Source organism: Mycobacterium sp. NGS62 (assembly GCF_059812285.1).
Window position 1 is genome coordinate 253100 of sequence record NZ_JCALCK010000005.1, and the last position, 20129, is coordinate 273228.

Annotated in this window: 19 protein-coding genes; 7 read left to right on the top strand and 12 right to left on the bottom strand. The window is 66.2% G+C overall.

Features of this window, described 5'->3' with window-relative positions:
* Positions 1-124 precede the first annotated feature (124 nt).
* The gene (locus tag AC5Y49_RS15640) at positions 125-2686 is read left to right on the top strand and encodes an SEC-C metal-binding domain-containing protein (RefSeq protein WP_499888494.1); all 2562 of its coding nucleotides are present in this window, start codon (positions 125-127) and stop codon (positions 2684-2686) included.
* 15 nt (positions 2687-2701) lie between these two features.
* Here AC5Y49_RS15640 and AC5Y49_RS15645 read toward each other — a convergent pair whose 3' ends face one another.
* On the bottom strand, positions 2702-4381 hold the full coding sequence (locus AC5Y49_RS15645; RefSeq protein WP_499888830.1) for a patatin-like phospholipase family protein: 1680 nt from the start codon (positions 4379-4381) through the stop codon (positions 2702-2704).
* Between the two features lie 109 nt (positions 4382-4490).
* Between AC5Y49_RS15645 and AC5Y49_RS15650 the strand changes: the two genes are divergently transcribed.
* On the top strand, positions 4491-6494 hold the full coding sequence (locus AC5Y49_RS15650) for a glycoside hydrolase family 172 protein (RefSeq protein WP_499888832.1): 2004 nt from the start codon (positions 4491-4493) through the stop codon (positions 6492-6494).
* 107 nt (positions 6495-6601) lie between these two features.
* Here the strand turns inward: AC5Y49_RS15650 and AC5Y49_RS15655 are convergent, their stop codons facing one another.
* The 3 genes from AC5Y49_RS15655 to AC5Y49_RS15665 all read right to left on the bottom strand — a co-directional run bounded on the left by AC5Y49_RS15655 (position 6602) and on the right by AC5Y49_RS15665 (position 8141).
* On the bottom strand, positions 6602-6961 hold the full coding sequence (locus AC5Y49_RS15655; RefSeq protein WP_499888496.1) for a helix-turn-helix domain-containing protein: 360 nt from the start codon (positions 6959-6961) through the stop codon (positions 6602-6604).
* Complete coding sequence (locus tag AC5Y49_RS15660; protein WP_499888498.1) at positions 6954-7286, bottom strand: type II toxin-antitoxin system RelE/ParE family toxin; 333 nt, start codon at positions 7284-7286, stop codon at positions 6954-6956. The genes AC5Y49_RS15655 and AC5Y49_RS15660 overlap by 8 nt, the downstream gene beginning before the upstream one ends.
* A 159-nt stretch (positions 7287-7445) precedes the next feature.
* Positions 7446-8141 (bottom strand): YwaF family protein, encoded by a 696-nt coding sequence (locus tag AC5Y49_RS15665; protein WP_499888835.1) that lies wholly within the window; start codon positions 8139-8141, stop codon positions 7446-7448.
* 58 nt (positions 8142-8199) lie between these two features.
* Here AC5Y49_RS15665 and AC5Y49_RS15670 point away from each other — a divergent pair, with 58 nt between their 5' ends.
* Entirely contained in the window at positions 8200-9351 is a 1152-nt protein-coding gene (locus AC5Y49_RS15670) for an FIST signal transduction protein (protein WP_499888500.1), read from the top strand.
* Positions 9352-9361: 10 nt separating this feature from the next.
* Here AC5Y49_RS15670 and lpdA read toward each other — a convergent pair whose 3' ends face one another.
* From lpdA to pdhA, 5 genes are read right to left on the bottom strand one after another with little or no spacing between them, the layout of a single operon-like run.
* A complete protein-coding gene (gene lpdA / locus AC5Y49_RS15675; RefSeq protein WP_499888503.1) occupies positions 9362-10714 on the bottom strand; it encodes a dihydrolipoyl dehydrogenase in 1353 nt (450 codons plus the stop codon).
* Positions 10714-11874, bottom strand: a complete 1161-nt coding sequence (locus tag AC5Y49_RS15680; protein ID WP_499888505.1) for a dihydrolipoamide acetyltransferase family protein — start codon at positions 11872-11874, stop codon at positions 10714-10716. Before AC5Y49_RS15680 ends, lpdA begins: the two co-directional genes overlap by 1 nt.
* Positions 11871-12023 carry a hypothetical protein gene (locus tag AC5Y49_RS15685; protein WP_499888509.1) on the bottom strand — a complete coding sequence of 51 codons (153 nt, stop codon included), beginning with the start codon at positions 12021-12023 and terminating at the stop codon, positions 11871-11873. Before AC5Y49_RS15685 ends, AC5Y49_RS15680 begins: the two co-directional genes overlap by 4 nt.
* A gap of 18 nt (positions 12024-12041) precedes the next feature.
* The gene (locus tag AC5Y49_RS15690) at positions 12042-13034 is read right to left on the bottom strand and encodes an alpha-ketoacid dehydrogenase subunit beta (protein ID WP_499888512.1); all 993 of its coding nucleotides are present in this window, start codon (positions 13032-13034) and stop codon (positions 12042-12044) included.
* 5 nt (positions 13035-13039) lie between these two features.
* The gene (gene pdhA, locus AC5Y49_RS15695) at positions 13040-14155 is read right to left on the bottom strand and encodes a pyruvate dehydrogenase (acetyl-transferring) E1 component subunit alpha (RefSeq protein ID WP_499888838.1); all 1116 of its coding nucleotides are present in this window, start codon (positions 14153-14155) and stop codon (positions 13040-13042) included.
* Between the two features lie 157 nt (positions 14156-14312).
* On the opposite strand from pdhA, the gene AC5Y49_RS15700 reads away from it, so the two are divergent.
* Positions 14313-14762, top strand: coding sequence for an Lrp/AsnC family transcriptional regulator (locus AC5Y49_RS15700; RefSeq protein WP_499888514.1), 450 nt, complete (start codon positions 14313-14315; stop codon positions 14760-14762).
* On the opposite strand, the gene AC5Y49_RS15705 is transcribed toward AC5Y49_RS15700, so the two are convergent.
* The 3 genes from AC5Y49_RS15705 to AC5Y49_RS15715 all read right to left on the bottom strand — a co-directional run bounded on the left by AC5Y49_RS15705 (position 14742) and on the right by AC5Y49_RS15715 (position 17776).
* Positions 14742-15806: a Glu/Leu/Phe/Val dehydrogenase family protein gene (locus AC5Y49_RS15705; RefSeq protein WP_499888516.1), complete on the bottom strand. Its 1065-nt coding sequence runs from the start codon at positions 15804-15806 to the stop codon at positions 14742-14744. The two genes, AC5Y49_RS15700 and AC5Y49_RS15705, sit on opposite strands and share 21 nt — an antisense overlap.
* Before the next feature lie 66 nt (positions 15807-15872).
* Positions 15873-17150, bottom strand: a complete 1278-nt coding sequence (locus tag AC5Y49_RS15710; protein WP_499888518.1) for a metal-dependent hydrolase family protein — start codon at positions 17148-17150, stop codon at positions 15873-15875.
* Positions 17147-17776 carry a TetR/AcrR family transcriptional regulator gene (locus tag AC5Y49_RS15715; protein ID WP_499888520.1) on the bottom strand — a complete coding sequence of 210 codons (630 nt, stop codon included), beginning with the start codon at positions 17774-17776 and terminating at the stop codon, positions 17147-17149. Before AC5Y49_RS15715 ends, AC5Y49_RS15710 begins: the two co-directional genes overlap by 4 nt.
* Positions 17777-17849: 73 nt before the next feature.
* Between AC5Y49_RS15715 and AC5Y49_RS15720 the strand changes: the two genes are divergently transcribed.
* From AC5Y49_RS15720 to AC5Y49_RS15730, 3 genes are read left to right on the top strand one after another with little or no spacing between them, the layout of a single operon-like run.
* Positions 17850-18884, top strand: coding sequence for an LLM class flavin-dependent oxidoreductase (locus AC5Y49_RS15720; RefSeq protein WP_499888522.1), 1035 nt, complete (start codon positions 17850-17852; stop codon positions 18882-18884).
* A gap of 19 nt (positions 18885-18903) precedes the next feature.
* The gene (locus AC5Y49_RS15725) at positions 18904-19332 is read left to right on the top strand and encodes a YybH family protein (RefSeq protein ID WP_499888524.1); all 429 of its coding nucleotides are present in this window, start codon (positions 18904-18906) and stop codon (positions 19330-19332) included.
* A gap of 5 nt (positions 19333-19337) precedes the next feature.
* A complete protein-coding gene (locus AC5Y49_RS15730; RefSeq protein ID WP_499888526.1) occupies positions 19338-20129 on the top strand; it encodes an alpha/beta fold hydrolase in 792 nt (263 codons plus the stop codon).

Consider the following 20129-nt stretch of genomic DNA (forward strand, 5'->3'; position numbering starts at 1 on the left):
CCGACTCAGCGCGAGCCGTTCCCCTGAACCCCTTGCGACGCGGTCGGGAGATTTCGCGTCGACTATGCAGAGGCTGCGCCTAGGGGCCCGACACGATCCAGCCACCCACTGTGCGTGCCCGGCGATGGAGTGCGCGTTCCGGCCGACAGAGCATAGGGTGGTCGCCGTGACGGAGACGGACGCGCTCCCGGCCCTGGAACGAATTCTGGTCGAGCAGGGTCCCTTGCACGCCGACGAGATTGCGCAACGGCTGCGGGAAGCCGGCGTGGCCGATCCCGGCATACCGAGCGTGGTTCAGATGGAAATGCAGTGGCCGACAAAGCAATTGGTCGACGATCGCTGGGTATGGCTGCCGACGGTACTCGCCGGGCGAATCTTCACCCACCGGCTCGGTGTCGGCGAGGCCGCCCACGACATACTCACGATCACCCCCGATCTGGGCCCGATCGCCGAGTTGTGCGACTACGCGCCCTACCAGCGGTTCGCCGACGGGTCGGCAGCACAAATCGTGGTGGCCGACTACGACGATGAGCTGCTTGAGGAGCGCGACATTCCGGTCGAGGTGGCCGACACGTCGCCGGTGCTGCTTCTGGAGGCGGGCACGCTGACAGCGTTGGGCGTGGCCGAAGGAGACCTGATCGGGGTACGGCTGATCGCGGACGGTCTTGCGCTCGAGCGGGTCACCGCGGTGGCGCCTACCGCGGCGGGGGCGGCGTTGGCAGCGACGCTGGATGCTGACAAGCCGGAGTTCATCGACATGGCGGTGTGGACGGCGTGCGGTGCGGACCCGACGCTGTTCACCGAGCCGTCGCCGCCGCTGAGCGAGATCATCGACGACCACGGCCTGGCACGTCGCGGCGAGTGGCTCGCGCCCGGTGGATTCGATTTCAGGCGTTGGGATTTCGAACGCGGGAGTGCCCGGCTGGCCGAGCGGCACGACCTCGACCCCGACGACGCGTTCGCGTTGTACACGCTCGTCACGCTGTACAGCGAGGTGTCGCTGTTGTTGCTGATCGCTGTTGGCGCGGACGTGCCGCTGGAGGACGCGCTGGCCAAGGTTCGCGACAGCGAGGCGGGGCCCTCGCTCGATCGAGCCATCGACCTGGCCGGCGGGCTCGGGGTCGTCCTCGCCGACCCGGAGCTGGCCGATGCGCTGGTGGACGAGACGGTCGGCAATGGCCGTGACGGTGCGGCCGCGTTGGGGATGCTCGCAGAGGTGCTGGAGCCGAAGGTGCCGCCCGCGGCGCGGGTGGCGTGTCGCTGGCTGCGTGCGGTGGCGCTGGAACGGATCGGCGATATCGGCGCAGCCGAACGCGAGCTGCTGGCAGCAGAGTCGATGGATGTCGACTGGCCGTTGCCGCTGCTCGATTTGGCACGCATTGCCTCCGATCGCGGCGACGCCGAGCGCGGGTTGGCGCTACTGCGCCGAGCCGGCGTCGAACCGGACCACCCATTGCTGGAGCTGCTACAGCACTACCGCGCTGACTCTCGCCGCGATCTTGGGCGAAACGAACTGTGCTGGTGCGGTTCTGGCCGCAAGTATAAGAAATGCCATCTCGGACACGAAGAGCTGCCACTGGCCGAGCGCGCCAGCTGGTTATACGCCAAAGCCATCCAGCACGCACTGCTATGCGGCTGGGACGACCTGCTGGTCGAGGTGAGCTATGAACGCTTCCGATACGACGACGACCCGGACATACTGGGCGATCCGCTGGTGCTGGACGCCGTGCTCTTCGAGGGCGGCGCGTTCGCGGAGTTCCTGGAGTTGCGCGGGTCACTGCTGCCCGACGACGAGCGGGCGCTGGCCGGGCAATGGCTGCTGGAGGAACGGTCTGTCTTCGAGATCGAGCAGGTGCACCCGGGGCAGGGCCTTGCCGTGCGCGACGTACGTACCGGCGACACCCACGAGGTGCGGGAGCGGACGGCCAGCCGCCAGCTGAAACCAGGGCAGCTGGTATGCATGCGGGTGGTGCCAGCCGGAGACAGCATGCAAATCTTCGGCGGGCTGGAACCCGTTGCGCTGCATGAGCGCGACCCGCTGATCGAGCTACTCGACAACGAGCCCGACCCGGTAGAGCTGGTGGCGCAGTTGTGCCGGCGATTCGCGCCACCGACGCTGACCAACACGGAGGGCGATCCGCTGGCGATCTGCGAGGCCACCGTGCGCATCGGCGACCCAGCCGGAATCGGGGCCGCGCTCGATGACACCTACGACAGGCTCGACCACGAATCGGCGCGGTGGTTCGAACACGTCATCACCCATGGCACGCAACGGGTTCGAGCCACGCTGGTGCTTGACGGCGACACGCTGCGGGTAGAGACCAACAGCGAAAAGCGGATGGACCGCGTGCTGGCTACGCTCGCATGTCTGGACCCCGCGATGCAAGTGCTCGACGACACCCGGGAGGCTGTCGATCTGTCCAAGCAGTTGCCAGATACCGATGAGGACGGACTTGACCCTGACGATCCTCAGGTAGCCGCCGCCCTCGACGGATATATCCGCGACTACGAGACCAAGTGGCTCGATCAGCCCATCCCCGCGCTCAATGGCAGCAGCCCGCGGCAGGCCGCCGACGACCCCACCCGGCGCGGCGACCTGATCAAGCTGCTGGACAGCTTTCCGGCCGGTGCAGCCACCCGCGGCAGCATGGACGTCGACCGGCTGCGCGCCGCGCTCGGGCTCTAGCCGCACGGGCCCGACTCACGTCAGGCGGTCTCGCCAGCGGGCAAACCGACTCGTCGGAGCCTGAATCGCAGCCATGACCGCGCTCATCGGCGACGCCACCGACTTCGCGCGCGTTGCGGTCCCCGCGGCCGGCGGGCCGTCGCCCTCCCACCACGTCGGCTCCAACAACGCCGTCGTCACCGGGATCGCTGCCTCAACGCTCTTGCGTCCCCACCGGCATGCCCGGTCGATGGCCGCGGCGGAGGGCGCCAGGTTCGCCGGCGACAGGGTCGGCGAGAAACGAACGAGGTGATCGGCGTACGGCACCGTGCGCACCATCTGCAACTGGATCGCCTGAGTGATCGGCACCAGCCACAGGTGTCGCGGATCCCATTGCGGGTGAAAGCAATCGAAGGCCAAGTAGCACGCGTTGCGGGTGCCCAGTTTCCCGTCGCGCACCCGCTTCCACGCCAGTTCGACCGGAACATTGCTGGCCGTGCCGCCGTCGACCAGAGCCGCGACGTCCTTTTCCTCGCACAGGGCGTCGAGGATCGAGATCATCCGCGGGTTGCTGGTTTCGTGGTGCAGCACACCGGGAATGGCCGACGAGAACGACGCCGCGTCGAGGACGTCGAAGTCTCGCTCCGGCTCGTCGGCGCCGATGATGATCGGCTTGACGACGCGCAGGTCGATGAAAGCAGCCACCTGCCACATCCGGGCACCCACCTGCGCGCCGATCCCGATCGGGCGAAACGGCAGCGACCGCAACTGCAGTGCAGCCAATTCGGGACGGCGAAATCGTGCCGGCAGCGCCGAATAGGGCTGGCGGCGCACACCGGCGATCACGACATCGAATGGAATTGCCAAGTCCGACATGCGCATTCGTTCGCCGTCTTCGCGGGTGAGCATGGCGTGCGCGAACTGGTCGAAGCGCAGTGCGAACATGCCGGCCAGCCCGTGGCGGCGGCGCAGCCGTTCCGGCCCGAGGATGGCCCGGTAGGACACCGTTTTCCCCCACGCGATGTACTCCTCGATCGGCACCGGTAGCTCGCGGCTCACCAGGCTGCCCAAGATCGACCCGAACGACGCGCCGATCATGTAGTCGGGCACCTGGCCGGCCTCCAGCAGCCGCTCCATGCCGCCGATGTAGACGAAACCCGCACCTCCGCCACCGCCGAGAACCGTGACCAGCTTCTTGTAGCCGACCTCGGCGTCCAATTCCGCGGCGGAGAAGTCACTGCCGTGCCGCTCGATCAGCACGCAGCGCTGATCGTCCTGGTCGGCGGCCAGCGCCGCCAGCGCCTCGCGCGCCGCCTTCAGCGCCGTGATCGGATCCGGCTCCCCGCGCAGTGGCCCGTACAGCGTGTCGGCGACCCGAGACAGCCACGGCCCGACTTCGGCGCCCACCGAAACGTCGCCGCGCCCACGGCTGCCGCCCGGGCCCGCGGCCCCCGGTTCGAAATCGGCGAGCCGGGCGAAGTTGAGGATGTAGCGCAGCCGGCGCAGCTCCTCGGTGCTCAACACGTCCGGTTTCGCCAGGTGGTGGCGGATGAGCCGGTTTTCCATCCGTTGCAGCAGCAGCGCCGGCTCGGCCGACAGCAGGTCAGCGGCATCGGGGGTATCGACAGCCTCGTCCTCGATCTCCTCGATCACTTCGAGCCCGGCCTCGCGGCGGCCCAGCCGGTTGAGCACCGCGTCGGCGAACGGGATCTGCATGAGGACCAGTCTCGTCACCGCGCCCTCCGCTGCGGAAATTGGGGGCAGATAGGCCCCTGGATCCGTAGCCTGTGGTGCTGTGCCGGTGGCTGGTCAGGCGTTGACTGCGATCATCGCAGTACTGCTGCTCGCGGTGACCGGTGCTGCTGCCGCGGTCGCAGCGCCTGCCGAGCCGGCGATCACAACACCCAGCGACAAGCTGGTGGGCTGGGACACCTACCGCCGACTGGATCGGTTGCCGTACCTCAGCGACGACACACAGACCCTGCAGGTGTCGAGCTTCGATCGAAGCGGCGGTGATTTCGACATCTCCACCGGCAACCGAAACGGCACCGGTGGATGTTTGGCATCCGGTGGTGCCGGCTGCGTCATTGCCGAGGATCGCGGTGCCGGAGAGGTGGCTTCGATCTGGTTCACCCGCGACGGCGGCGATGTGCACGCGATCGGAACGCTGCGCATCGAGCTGGATGGGCAGACGGTAATCGACGCGCCACTGCAATCGGTGGTCGATGGCGCGCTGGGTGCGCCGTTCGTGTGGCCTCTGGTGGCAAACGCTGCGCAGTCGCCGGGCGGCGTGTATATCAAGGTGCCGATGCCGTACCGAAAGTCGATGCGGATCAGCGTCGCATCGAATTTGGAGTACTACCACGTCGACTATCGCCGGTTCTCCAGCGCCGACGGTGTCACCACTTTCTCGGCTGCCGATCCCGCGCTCGATGTGCTTGCGACCCTCCGGGCCGCGGGCACCGTCGACCCCAAACCAGCACCAGCTACCGCGACACATACTCAACGGCTCATCGAGATCCCTGCCATTGCCGCGTCGACGATCGCGGAATCCACTGGGCCGGGGATGATTTCGGCGCTGCGGCTGCAGCTGCCGGAACCGACGGATCAACTCCTGGCCGGATTGCGGCTCCAGATTGAATTCGACGGCCAAACCATGGTCGACTCGCCAGTGGGGGAATTCTTCGGCGCCGGACTGGGCGTCACCACCGTGCAGTCGCTGATGTTTGCCGCGGTCCCACAACCCACGGGGTCGTTGTCGTTGTCGGAGTGGTGGCCGATGCCGTTCGCCCGCACAGCCCACATCACCCTGATCAACACGACCAACAACGCCGTGGCGGGGATCGACAGCGACGTCGTGATCACACCCGACCCGCAGTGGGCACCCGCGCTCGAGCGCGGACGCGTCGGCTACTTCACCGCGCGCTCGCATGCCGGTCCGACGATGCCCGATCAGGACTGGTTGTTCGCCGAAGAGCATGGTCACGGCAAATTCGTCGGCGTCAGCCAGACCATGAGTGGCGCTGGGATCAAAACGGCGTTTAGCGCCGATGCCCCGTACTTTCTCGAAGGAGCCGAACGCGTGTACACCGACGGTTCGGCGTCGCCGCAGTGGTATGGCACCGGCACCGAAGACTTCTACGAGGGCGGCTGGTACTTCAAAGGCGGCACGCGGTTCAGCGCCCCATTCACTGGCCAACCCGATCAACGCACGGCCACCGGCGGATGCGCCGGCTACTGTGTCGCCGCGTATCGGCTCACGTTCGCCGACGCTATCGGCTACCACTCCGCACTGCGATTCGGCATTGAGCACGGCAAACGCAACATGGTTCAACCCGATTACAGCTCAACCGCATTCCTCTACACCCATCCGAACGACACCACCACGCCCAGCGACGAGATCTATCCCAGCGATCCGGTGAGCCGAATCCTGCACATCTACACCGACGACGCCGCCACTGATCAATTGCTGATCAGCACGTACGAGGGAAGCGACGACGCCCGCCCGGTTGCCGGGTCGGTACGCGCCACGAGCGCTGCAATGACGTTCGACGTCGCGCTGCGCGCGGACAACCACGGTGTGCTGCTGCGCCGCATGTCGGACCAAGCAGCCGGCTTCCAGTCAGCAGACGTTGCCGTCGACGGAATGCCTGCCGGGATCTGGTTGCAGCCGCGCAGCAACACCTTTCACCGTTGGCTCGAGGACACCTTCCTTGTATCTGAGTCGCTCACGGCTGGCAAAGACCGCATCACGGTCGCCATCACGCCCATCCGCGACACCCCGCCCTGGACTGTCAGCCGCTACCGCATAGACACACTTACGGGTTGATTTAGTAACGTCCGTCACACCAGTCACGCTGCCGGACCACTGGGCGAAATGCCCGCCTCTGAGCGACTTTTCAGCATCACCGTCTGCGTCGGGGTGATCGCCATAGGTCAGCGCCTGCTGAGCGCTTTGCGCTTGCTCGACACGGCCCGGGTTGACCGTTTCGCACGGACGCCTTTGGCTTTCTTCGCTGCCCGTACCGATGGACCTTCGGCCGGTCGGACATCGAGTGCCAGGCCAACTCGTGCGAGCATGTTGACTAGCGCGTCAAGGCTGAACTTGCTGATCTTCCCGTTGAGGAGATCCGAAATTCGGGGCTGAGTCACATGAAGACGCGCGGCAGCTTCGGTCTGCGTCCAGCCTTCTTCTCTGATCCGCTGCTCGATCGCGATCATGAGCATGCCGCGCGCGGTGAGGTTGGCCGCCTCGCCTGGGGTCTCAGCGAGATCGTAGAACACGCTTTCAGCCATCTCTTGCCTCTCGATAGCGCTTTCTGGCGAGGTCGATATCCGTCTTCGCTGTCCGCTGCGTCTTCTTCGTGAAGACGTGAAGGATGCAAATCGTGTTGTGAAACTTGGCGACGTACATAAGCCGCGCAATGCCGTCGGCATCCTGCACTCGTATCTCGTACGTACCGGGGCCGACGGTGCTTATCGGTTTGTAGTTATTGGGCATCAGCCCCATCTGCACTCGAAACAACTGCTGTCCGAACTCGTACCGGACGGACGGACGTCGCTGGCGGAGGTCATCGCGAGTTGTACCGAGCCATCTGATGGGCTTCAGATCAATGTCCATGTTATATCAGTACAGATATAAACGCCAGGCGAGATACCAAGTGTTTCACAACGGGGGCGAACATGAATACATCTAAGCGCCTGCATCCGACAGGTGCCGCAACCATCGGGCGCAGCAGCCGGGCGGGATCGTCCTTTGTCATGTCGGCCGACGGGCCGCCTAGCGTTCTGTTCGTTCCCATGGCCAGGTCATCAGAGCCCACACGACGACTATGAGCAGCGCCGCAGTGAGCAGATACACCGGCCACGGACCCAATACGTCTAAAAGGGATGCGGTGTGCGGCTTTCCGTTCAAGAAGCCGTAATCCGTCCTCGCGATGCTGTTGAACGTGAAGGTAGCTGCTGCCCAAACAACCGTGACGACCACTACAAAGCGGTAGCTGCGCCACGTGGGCCGTCTCCGCCGGCCCCACGTCAGATAGATTGCCGCCCAGACGACAAGCAGGTGAATCGACCAAAAGCCGAGGAACTCGTAGTTGGGAAAATCCGGACTCTTCAGAACCGGTGAGATCAACGCCTGGGTGCTCAACGTGAGACCCCAGTAGTAGGTAAGCGCGAAGGCCCATTGTCGCTGTGACCACAACGCGTAGGCCGCCGTGATGGTCGCGAGATCGGTAAGACGAAGTGGTACCGACGCGCTGATAGTCGGCGGCGCCAGTGAATAGACCAGCACCGTGGCATATATCGCGGCAGTCACCGCCCCAAGGATGCGACCCAGGCGCCGGGATTGCGCTTCCGTCTGCGAGCGTCCAACCCAGACAAGAAGCCCCGAGCCGATCACGAACACAGCGATGACGGCCCAATACGACGGGCCGTAGGCGATGAACTCCCGTTGTGCTGAGAACACTCTCATCATTGTCGTCCCCGAACCGACCATGACCACTGCTTGGCCGCGGGAGGCGCATCATGGGAGGGTGCGAATCGGAGTCGGGGTGTCCAGCGTGCCCGACGCGCGGCAGGCCGCGGTGCGAGCCGCGGCGCAGGCGCGCGCCGAGCTGGCTGGTGAGGCGCCGTCGGTGGCCGTGCTGCTCGCGTCGCAATCCCATACCGACAAGGCAGCTGATGTCCTGGCCGCGGTGCAGCAGGCGCTGGCGCCGCCCGCGCTGATCGGGTGTGTCGCCCAGACGGTGGTGGCCGGCCGCCGCGAGATGGAGGACCAGCCCGCGGTGGCGGTGTGGCTGGCGTCCGGCCTGCCCGCCGAGACGTTCCAGCTGGACTTCGTGCGCACCGGCTCGGGTGCGCTGCTCGCCGGCTACCAATTCGCCCGGGCCGCAACGGATTTGCATCTGCTGCTGCCCGACCCCTACACGTTCCCGGCGGATCTGCTCATCGAGCATCTCAACGCCGACCTGCCCGGAACGTCCGTCGTGGGCGGCGTGGTCAGCGGCGGGCGCGGACCCGGCGAGACCCGGCTGTTCCGCGACCACGACGTGTTGAGCTCCGGGCTCGTCGGCGTGCGGCTACCCGGGGCGCAGGCGGTCCCGGTCGTGTCGCAGGGCTGCCGGCCGATCGGGCAGCCCTACATTGTCACCGCCGCCCAAGACGACGTGATCACCGAGCTGGGTGGCCAAACGCCGATGCAGCGGCTGCGCGAAATCGTCGAGGGAATGCCGCGCGACGAGCAAGAACTGGTCAGTACCGGCCTGCAGATCGGGATCGTCGGCGACGAGCACCTGGCCGCACCCGGTCAGGGCGACTTCCTGATCCGCGGTCTGCTCGGCGCGGACCCCGCCAGCGGCGCGATCGAGGTCGGCGAGCTGGTCGAGGTCGGCGCAACGGTGCAGTTCCAAGTCCGCGACGCCGTCGGCGCCACCACAGACCTGCACCAGAGCGTCGAGCGGGCTCTGGCGCAGCTGCCCGGGCGTCCAGTGGGCGGATTGCTGTTCACCTGCACCGGACGCGGGCGGCGAATGTTCGGGGTCCCCGATCACGACGCGTCGACGATCGCCGACCTCCTGGGCGGGATTCCGCTGGCCGGGTTCTTCGCCGGCGGGGAGATCGGCCCGATCGCGGGTCGCAATGCGTTGCACACCTTCACCGCGTCGATGGCGCTGTTCGCCGAATGAGCCGCACGCGCTAGGCATGCAGCGGCGAGCCGGCCAATGCCAGCATCGCCTCGCCCAGCGCCTCGTTCTGCGTGGGGTGCGCGTGCACAAGCGGTGCGACGTCTGTCGGCAATGCTTCCCAACCGACCATCAGCTGCGCCTCTCCGATCAGCTCGCCGACCCGGTCACCCACCATGTGCACCCCGACCACGGGTCCGCCGCCGCATCGAATTACCTTGACTCCGCCCGACGTTCGCAGAATCTGGCTTTTGCCGTTGCCGCCGAGATCATAGACAAGCGTGGTGACGTCACCGTATTGCTCGCGCGTCGCGGCCTCGGTGAGCCCCACCGACGCGACCTGCGGGTGTGAGTAGGTCACCCGCGGAAGCAGATGATCCGGTGTCAGCACCGGGTTTTGGCCGGCGATCTGCTCGGCCACGTAAATGCCGTGGGCGAATCCGCGGTGGGCCAACTGGAAACCGGCCACCAGGTCGCCGACCGCGTAGACGTCGGCATGGTTGGTCGTCAGCCGGTGATCGACCGTCACACATCCGCGATCCAATTCGATGCCGGCCTCGGCGAACTCGGCCGATCTGGGCTCACGGCCGACAGCGACCAACAGCACTTCGGCCTCGATGACCTCGCCATCGGCCAATTCCACTGCCACCCCGGCACGGTTCTGCTTTGCCCCGGTGACGGCGGCGCTGGTCTTGGCGGTGATACCCCGCCGGTGCAGGGCCCGTCCGAGCGACTTCGAGGTCCACTCATCCTCCCCCGGCAGCAGCCTCGGCATGGTTTCGAGGACGGTCACTGCGGTGCCGAACGACGCCCACATGCTGGCGAACTCGACGCCAATTACACCGCCGCCGAGCACGATCGCAGTCCGTGGGATCTCGGATAACTGCAGGGCCTGATCGCTGTCGATGATCCGATCACCGATCGGGATGTTCGCGATGCCTCGGGGAGCCGAGCCGGTGGCAAGTACCACCGCGCCGCCGGTGTAGGAAATGCCGTCGACGACGACGGTGTGGTTTCCGACGTAGCGGCCGATACCACGCACGACGGTGATACCGCGGCGATCGATCAACCCGATCAGTCCGGTGTGTAACCGGTCGACCACCGATTGTTTGTAGGCGTGCACCGCCGCCATGTCGATGCCGGCCAAAGTTGCGTGCACACCGAAACTTTCGGCCGCACGGGTCACGTCGGCGATTTCAGCGGCATGCAGCAGGGCTTTGGTGGGAATGCAGCCGCGGTGCAAACAGGTACCACCAACCTGGGCGGCCTCGATCAGCGTCACGGAAAGCCCCAGTTGGCTGGCCCGCAACGCGCAGGCGTAGCCGGCCGAGCCGCCCCCGAGGATCAGCACATCGGAATCAGCCATCACAACCGGGCCAGCCCCGCGATCGGGTTCTCGATGAAATCGGCAAACAGCCGCAGGAACCCGCCGGCGGTGCCGCCGTCACACACCCGGTGATCGAAACTCAGCGACACTTGCGCCACCTTGCGAACGGTCACTGCACCTTCGACCACCCACGGCCGGTCGATGATGCGCCCGACACCCAAGATTGCTGCTTCCGGATGGTTGATGATCGGGGTGGACCCGTCGACGCCGAAGACGCCATAATTGTTCAGGGTGAAGGTCCCCCCGGTCAGCCGGGCGGGCGGCAGTTTGCCGTCGCGGGCCAACGCCGTTGTTTCCGTCAGCGCATCCGAGAGCCTCAGCAGGTCAAGCTGATCGGCGCTTTCGATAACGGGCACCATCAGTCCACGCGGAGTTTGCGCCGCGATTCCGAGGTTGACGTGCCGGTAGCGAACAACTTCCGAGGCCGCGGTGTCGACCGACGAGTTCAGCTCAGGAAACTGCCGCAGCGCCGCGACCGCGAACCGGGCCAGCAGCGCCAGCAGGCTGACTTTGCGCGCTACCGCGTCCTGAATGCACCGTCTGGCGTCCAGCAGCCCGGTGGCGTCGACGTCGACCCACGTGGTGGCATCGGGAATTTCGCGGCGACTGGTCGAGAGTTTGTCCGCAATTGTTTTGCGCACTCCGGTGATTGGGGTGCGATCTGCGTCTCGGCTGCTGGTTTCGGGCTGGGACAGCGAGCTTTCGACGTCTGCTCGGGTGATGACGCCGCCGAAGCCGGTGCCCGACAAGCTTGTGACGTCAACACCGTTGTCGCGAGCCAATTTACGGACCACTGGTGAGATCACCTTCGTTGAGCCCACCGGCGTGCGGCGTCGACGAGGTCGATCGGGTTCCTGGGTCCCGTAGCCGATCAGTACATTGCCCGAGCCAGCCCGCTCCTCCGCGCGCACCGTGATCAACGGCGTGCCCACGGCCAGAGTCGAACCGACCTCGCCGTGCAGTTCAATCACTGTGCCCGCGAACGGGACCGGGACCTCGACGGCAGCCTTGGCGGTTTCGACCTCGACGATCACCTGGTCGACGGTCACGGTGTCGCCTACCTGTACTCGCCACTCCGCGATGACGGCGTCCGCCAGACCCTCACCGAGGTCGGGAAGCAGGAACGTCTGGTCGCTCACTCGGGCGCCAGCTCTGCCGCGGGGCGGACTTGAGGTTCGCGGAACCGCACGGAGCCGAAGGCGTGTCCGATGGTGACGAGCGTTGGGATGAGTAGTGGCAACAGCACCAGCACGAGCATCAACGCTAACGATCCGATTGCAGTGAGCATGGGTTCACTCCCTTTCCTTCAGGCGACGATCTCGATGCGGTCATCCCACTGCAGCCGGTCGAGCGCATCGAGAATCCGATCGCATCCGGGCAGGTGGAATCGCTCGAGTTTCGGTGGTGGGTAGGGGATGTCGAATCCGCAGATACGCAGCACCGGTGCCTCCAGGTGATGGAAGCAGCGTTCCTGCACGCGGGCCACAATCTCGGCTCCCACGCCGGCGAATCCTTGGGACTCGTGCACCACGATGCATCGCCCGGTCTTGCGTACCGATGCCGCGACGGTCTCGTCGTCGAACGGAACGATCGATCGCAAGTCGACTACTTCGATGTCGCGGCCGTCGTCGGCGGCCGCTTCTGCGGCCTGCAGCGCCCGATCGACCGCCGGCCCGTACGCGATCAGTGTGGCGTCGCGTCCCGGCCGGAGGATTCGCGCTCGTCCGATCGGGTCACCGCGCTGCAGCTCGACCTCGGCGCGGGAAAAGTACAGCCGTTTGGGCTCGAGGAACACCACCGGGTCGGGATCGTCGATGGCCTGCCGCAACAGACTGTAAGCATCCGCCACCGACGCCGGCGCAACGACTTTGAGCCCGGGGGTGTGCGCGTAGTACGCCTCGCTGGAGTCACAGTGGTGCTCGACCCCGCCGATACCGCCGGCGAAAGGGATGCGGATCACCATCGGAGCCGACAGTTTTCCTCTGGTGCGGTTTCTGAGCTTGGCGACATGGGACACGATCTGCTCGAACGCCGGATAGGCAAACGCGTCGAACTGCATCTCCACTACCGGTCGAAAACCGGCCATCGCCATGCCGATGGCAAACCCGACGATGCCCGATTCGGCCAACGGGGTGTCGAAGCACCGGTCTCGGCCAAACGTCTTGGCCAGACCGTCGGTGACCCGAAACACTCCGCCGAGCTCGCCGACGTCCTCGCCGAATACCAAGACCGACTCGTCCTCGTCGAGCGCGTCACGCAAGGCGGTGTTGAGGGCCTGCGCCATCGTCATCATGGTCATGTCCGTCAGGCCTCCCGCGCCTCGACGGCCAATTCCGCCTGCAACTGGCGTTGTTGTTCGCGCAGTTGACTGTTCGGTTCGGCGAAGACGTACCGGAACAGGTCGTCGGCGTCGGGTCGCCGTTCGGCGTTCATCCCGGCTCGTAGCGCCGCGGCGCGATCTTCGGCCTCGGCTGCGATCGTGCTGACATGCGCGTCATCGATCATTCCCTCGGCGCGCAGGTAGTTTTCCAGCCGGGCGATCGGGTCCTTGGTGCGCCAGTGCGCCACTTCGTCGTTGGTGCGGTACCGAGTGGGGTCATCGGCGTTGGTATGCCCCTCGACCCGGTAGGTGTGCGCTTCGACGATGACGGGCCCATTGCCCCGCAGTACGTAGTTGCGGGCTTCGTCCATCACGGCCAGCATGGCCACCGGATCGTTGCCGTCGACCTGCTCACTGCCGATGCCGTATCCGACTCCCTTGTGCGCCAGCGACGGCGCCGCGGTCTGCCGGGCCAAGGGCACGCTGATCGCAAACCCGTTGTTTTGCACCAGGAAGATCACCGGTGCGTCGAATACCGCGGCGAAGTTCAGCGCTTCGTGGAAGTCGCCTTCGCTGGTCGCCCCGTCGCCGCACAGCGCCAGTACCACCGCGTCGGCGCCCTTGCGGGTCTGGGCATGCGCAAGCCCGGCCGCGTGCAGGAGTTGGGTGGCCAACGGGGTGCACTGCGGGGCACTGCGGTGGTGTGCCGGGTCGTAGCCGCAGTGCCAGTCACCGGCCAACATGCTGAGGATCTCGAGCGGATCTACCCCGCGCGTGACCAATGCCATCGAATCGCGGTACGTCGGGAACAGCCAATCCTCGGTCCGCAGCGACATCGCCGCGGCGATTTGGCAGGCTTCCTGCCCGCGTGCGGACGGATAGACCGCCAGTCGGCCCTGCTTGGTCAGCGCGGTGGCTTGTTCGTCAAAACGTCGTCCGAGAACCATGTTTCGGTACATGTCGATTAGGCGTTGACCGGACGGTCGGGGGTATCTCGCGGGGCTGTCGGTCAGCTGTCCGGTCGGGTCGAGGTACTGGACGGGCGTGTCGGCGGGAAGAAAATTCGTGTACGTCGCGCCGATCTGCTCGACCACCGTCACCGCTGCCTCCACGTTGTCTACTTGGCTTTCAATGATCGGTATCTATGGCCATCGATGCACTATCAGGCCGTGTTTTGCAGATGTATTGGGTTGTATAAGCGGTCTGCGTGCGCATACTGTTCACATAACCCACCGAAGCGGACGAGGCGGCGAACACATGGAACTGGACGAGGTCGACCGGCGGCTGATCCGGGAATTGGTCAAGGACGGTCGGGTGTCGATGCTGGAGTTGGCCAAACGTGCCCACATCTCTCGCACCCACGTGTACTCGCGGATCGAGCGGCTCGAGCAGCGCGGGATCATCGAGGGGTTCACCGCACGAATCAACCTGGAACGAACGGGCTTTGCGACATCGGCGCTGATCGCATTGTCCATTCAGCAGGACGCCTGGCGTGGCCTGTCGGAGCAACTGAAGACGTTGCAGTTCGTCGAACGGTTCACCTTGGTCGGCGGCGACTTCGACGTCCTCGTCGTGGTCCGCGCCCCGGATAATGCGACGCTACGTACCGTCGTGCTGGAACGGTTGCACGGCATGGCCGGTATCCGGTCTACCCGCACCTGGCTGGTGTTCGAGGAGTGGACCGGCCTACCGTCCGACTGGCTGTGAACGTGCAGCCCGGCGGCGGGCCAGGATCTGGGCCGCGGCATCGGTGGTGATGTCCTCGGCCTCGCTGATCGCGTAGACCTCGATCAGGGTGTCGCCGATTCGACTGGTGTGCTGGGCAACAGTGTCGTCGTCCCACCCGAGCACTTCGCGCCCGACGAGATGGAAAGCGCCGCCGGCATTGGCGACGAAGTCGGGCGCATACAGAATGCCGCGCTCACGCAGGATGGCGCCGGCCCGTTCATCGGCGAGGATGTTATTCGCCGCACCGACGATCGCCGAGGTGGTCAACCGCGCAGCGGTTGCGCTGTCGATGACGCCGCCCATCGCACAGGGCGCGAAGATATCGCACGGCGTCGTCGACACCGCTTCGGGCGTGATGACCGCGCAACCGAGTTGACGCGCCCAGGCCAGCCGCTGGGATTCGGTGTCGGAGACCAACAGCCGGGCACCGGCTTCCGCGGCCAGCGTGGCCAGGTGTCCGCCGACTGCCCCGAGTCCCTGGATCAGAATGGTGAGTCCGCCGAGGGCTCCGAGGCCGGCATGACTGGCGGTGGCCGTCATGGCTTCAAACACCCCGAGCGCGGTGTTGACGGCGCTGGACCCGGCGCCGCCGCGATCTGCCGAGCGGCCGAAGACGAATTCGGTTGTCTCGTTCAGGATGTCCATGTCAGCGGAGTCGGTGTTGACGTCGGGCCCCGTCCAGTAGGTGCCGTTGAGCCGGTCGATGTTCTCGGCATGCAGCTGCAGGATCCGCTGCCAGGTCTCCGGGGCGATGTCTTTGCGCGGCGCCGGAAGTGCGATCACGGATTTGCCGCCGCCCATCGGAAGGTCGCTCACCGCCATCTTCAACGTCATTGCCCCGGCGAGCTTCCCGGCATCCTCGAGAGCGCCGGCCAGCGACGGATACTGCGCAGCGCGGGTGCCGCCGGCGGCCTGACCTAACCGCGTGGAGTCCACCCGGATGACAAACGACGCCCCGGTATCCGGGTCGTGCCGGGTGACTGTCAATTCGCCGTCCCACCGCAACACATCGTCCACACTCATGTCCACAGATGCTAGGCGTTGAAGCTGTCTATGCACCTGGCAAGCGCGAGAGCCGCTACATACTGCCTAATCCACGCCGACTAACGACGCATCCTGTCCATCCGGACTGCGACACGACCGCGTCTCCGCGGGCACTTTGCGACAGATAGCGCCGCGGTGGATTACCGCCCGTACCCGCTCGGACAGGCCATGCACGCCGATGTCGGTGCCGTCCAAGAGCACCAGGTCTGCCCGCTTACCGGGCGCCAGCTCACCGATATCATCACCGGCGTCCAGTAATTCGGCGGCCGACGTCGTCGCCGCACGCAGCGCCTCCACCGCCGAGAGGCCCTGATCCTGCATCAATTCAAGCTCGGCGAGATTGTCGCCATGGCGTGCGATCCCGGCGTCGGTTCCCATCGCAATGCGCACCCCGGCCGCGTGGGCAAGCCGCAACGACGCATCGTGTGCCTCGACCACATCGGCCACCTTGGCCCGGGTGGCTTCGGTGACGCCGGCTCCGGTCTGCACCATCCGCAGCAGCGCACGCGGCGCCGATAGTGTTGGCACCAACCAGGTTCCGCGCTCCACCATCATCGCAACGGCTTCCTCGTCGAGATACACCCCGTGCTCAATGGAGCGGACACCGCAGCGCACCGCATTCTTGATGCCGTCGGTGCCCTGCGCGTGCGCCATCACATGAACCCTCGCGGCTCGGGCCTCGGCCATCATCACCGCCAGTTCGTCGACGGCCAGGTGCGCGCGGCGTGGATCGCTGCGCGCACTGATCACCCCGCCGGTGGTGGCCACTTTGATGACATCGGCGCCGGCCCGGATCAATTCGCGGACCTTGCGGCGCATCTCGTCGGCGCCATCGACGATCGTCGACGGGCTGCCGGGATAGGGCGGCCACAGGGCGTGCACGCACTCCCCCGAGGGCATCCATTCGTCGGCGTGACCGCCGGTCTGGCTGAGCATTCCGATCGCGACCTGCATGTCGGGGCCGTCGATCACGCCGGTGGCCACCGCTTGTTTGACGCCGAGGTCCGCCCCGGCCGCGTCGCGGATCGTGGTCACCCCGGCATGCAATGTCAGCCGCAAGTTGCGGACCGCGTGAAAGAACCTGAGCGAGAACGGAGTTTGGATCAGCCGCAGCACGTCGACGTCGTCGAGCGTGACATGAACGTGGCAGTCGATGAAGCCCGGCACCACCAGGTGCCCGGTGGCGTCCAGAGTAGTGTCGCCGTCCAGGCCCGGCCCCACCTCGACGACATGCTCGCCGTCGATGACCACATCGGCCGGGGCCGCCGTACCGGAGACCGGATCAAAGACACAGCCGCCGTGCACCAGCAGCCGTGGGCTCACGGCGCCTCCGCCGATGGCCGGTAGAGCGTGTTGATCCAGATGGTCGTCAGCGCCTCAGTGGCGGCGGCCGGATCGGCGAACGGCCGCTGCCCGAACGACGCCAACAGGTAGCGCTCGTTCATCCACGTCAGCGCCCGCGCCACCTCGCGTGGCTGCTGGATCTGGCTGCGGCCGCCGGCGATGTCGGCCTGTATGCGGCGCGCGGTGGCCGTGACCAGCCCCTCGGCCAGCGCGGCATACAGCTCGCTGATCTCCGGGTCGTAGCGCGCGGTATCCGAGATCGCCTGGATGAGCCGACCATGTTCGACGAAAATCGCGGTCAGGTCGGCCAGGCTGTGCCGAAGCTCGGCGGCCGGATCGTCGCTGTCGGCCATCCACTCGTCGGCGACATGACCCAGCTCCAGACCGACGTCGTCGAGCATCGCCATCAGCAGATGCTGACGATCCTCGAAATGACGGTAGAACGCGGTCCGGGCGACCTCGGCCGCGGAAGTGATGTCGTCAAGCGAGATCTCGGCCCAGGGCTGGTTCTCCAGCAGGCGATGGGCAGCGTCCAGCAGCCGCCGTCGGGCATTGCGCCGATGCTCGCGCCGCCGCGCCTGCAGATCGCTTTGTCGCGTCGTCACATTGCTCAGTCTCGCACGTCTCGGACGCTATGTACAACATAAACGTTGACATCGTGTCACAGATGGAGTTACGTTGGCCGGACCGCTGGCTTTCGCCGGCGAATCTGGCAAACAGAGATGGGGTCGGACGGTGCGAGTCAGCCTGTCGTTTAGCGGATTCGGCTCGATCCTTGCCGACCTGCCGGCCGTCCGCGCCGCCGACGAGTGTGGGTTCGACGGCCTGTGGTACGCCGAGCACATCTGCGCGCACGACGCGGTGGTGCCCGCGACCGTGTATCTGCGGGAGACCGAGCGGCTCGAAGTGGTGCTGATGGGCATCAGCGCGGCCGGGCGTCACCCCGGCGTGGCCGCGATGGAACTGGCCTCGCTGGCCGAAATCGCACCGGGGCGGGTCCGGGCGGCGATCGGGACCGGGGTGCCGGACATGATCGCCAAACTCGGCCGGTCGGTCGACAAGCCGATCGGGTCGACGATCGCGCTGCACCGTGCCCTCACGGCCGCGCTGGCCGGCGACGAGGTGACCGCCGACTACCCCGGTTTCCGGTTCGAGCAATACAAGTTGAATCCGTTGTCCGCGCCGCCCGCGCTGGACATCATGGCCGTGCGACCGAAGATGGTGGAAACCGCCGCCCGCTACGCCGACGGGGTCTGCCTCAGCGCCGGCGCGTCGCGCACGTACCTGGCCGACACCGTGCAGCGGGTGGAGGCAACGCTCGCCGAGGCCGGTCGCCAGCGCGACAGCTTCCGGATTTCGGCTGTGGTCACCGCGTTCATCACCGACGACTTACAGGCGGCCCGTCTCCAGGTGGCGGAGTTGTTGTCGGCGTTCGACCCAGCGACCACCGAATACCTTGCCGCCGGGGCGATACCGGACGGCGCGCTGGTAGACGCAATCGCCAGGGGCGAGGCCGCCAAGGTGCTTACTCCCGATGTCATCGACGCGGTGGCGATGGTGGGCCCGCCGGAGGCCATTGGTGATTCGTTGGCGGCCTACGCCGAGACCGGGATCGACGAGATCGCGATCGTGCCGTTCGCGCCGCTCGACCAGTTGCCCGAACTGATCGCCTCGATAGCCGAGTGCCGTCCCCTGCTGGCCGCCCAACCCTGACCGAAGAACGGAACACGCCATGACCGACACCCTGCTCGACGCCGACACGCGCGAGATCATGCGCCTGCACCGCGAATTCGTCGATGCCAACGGCCCGCTCGACTCGAGCTATTTGCGGCGACGAGTGACCGCGATACCAGACGAACTGGTCTGGTACAACCTCAACGGCGCGGTCTACGTCGGGCAGGATCAGATCGCTCAGCTGTGGGACCTGTTGTCGTCGGCCATGAGCGGCGAGGCGATCAGCGCCGAGCTTCGCGACGAGCGCATCGACGTGGTCGGTGATGTCGCATGGGTGACCTACCTCAACCACTACCAGGCCGACTTCGGCGATCTGGGTAGCTATAACGCCGGCATGCGCAGCACCGAGATCTGGCGGCGCCGCGAGGGCACGTGGGAGCTGGTGCACGCGCACTTCTCCGCCCATGCGCCCAACGAGGCGGAGTAGCGCCCATGGAGCGATACGCGGTGTCGGGACCGGCCGGTGTGATCCGGGGAGTGCGACGAATCTGCGACGGGCCAGACGCCCCGGTCGTGTTCGTCCATCACATCAACGGCGCCGCCGAACAGTGGCTGCCGGTGATGGAGCAGCTCGCCGACCGCAGCTCGGTTGCCGTCGACCTACGGGGACACGGCTTGTCCGATCGCGGTGAAAGCTATGGTGCCGCGGACTACGCCGCCGATATCGCGGCGGTCATGGACAATCTCGGCATTTCACGGGCCCATCTGGTGGGCGCCTCCTTCGGTGGTAGCGCAAGTATCGTGCTGGCCGCTAGCCAGCCGGCGCGGGTCCAGTCGATCACGGTGATCGGTAGCGCGCTGCGGGCCAGCGGAGTGGACACCGCCGCTGTGGTCGACGAGTTGCACCGGCTCGGGCCGACACAGTTCTTCCAGAAATTTGCGGTGGCGAGCTTTGCGCCCGATACCGACGACGCGCTGCTTGCCGACTCGGTACGTCGGGCGGCGCGCAACGACAGCAACACGATCGAGCAGATCATCCGTGCGGCATTCTCCGCCGACATTTCTTCTGCCGCACCACGAGTCGCAGCGCCAGCGCTGGTGCTGACCGGTGAGCACGATCAAACGTGCCCGCCGGCGCTGGGCGCCGAGCTCGCGGCGGCACTGGGGGCTGAGTGCCGGGTGCTGGCCGGGCGCGGGCACCTGGCCCACATCGAAGATCCGACGCTGGTGGCGCAGCTGATCGACGAACGGCTGCAGCACATCGGCAGCGTGCCGACCGGCTGA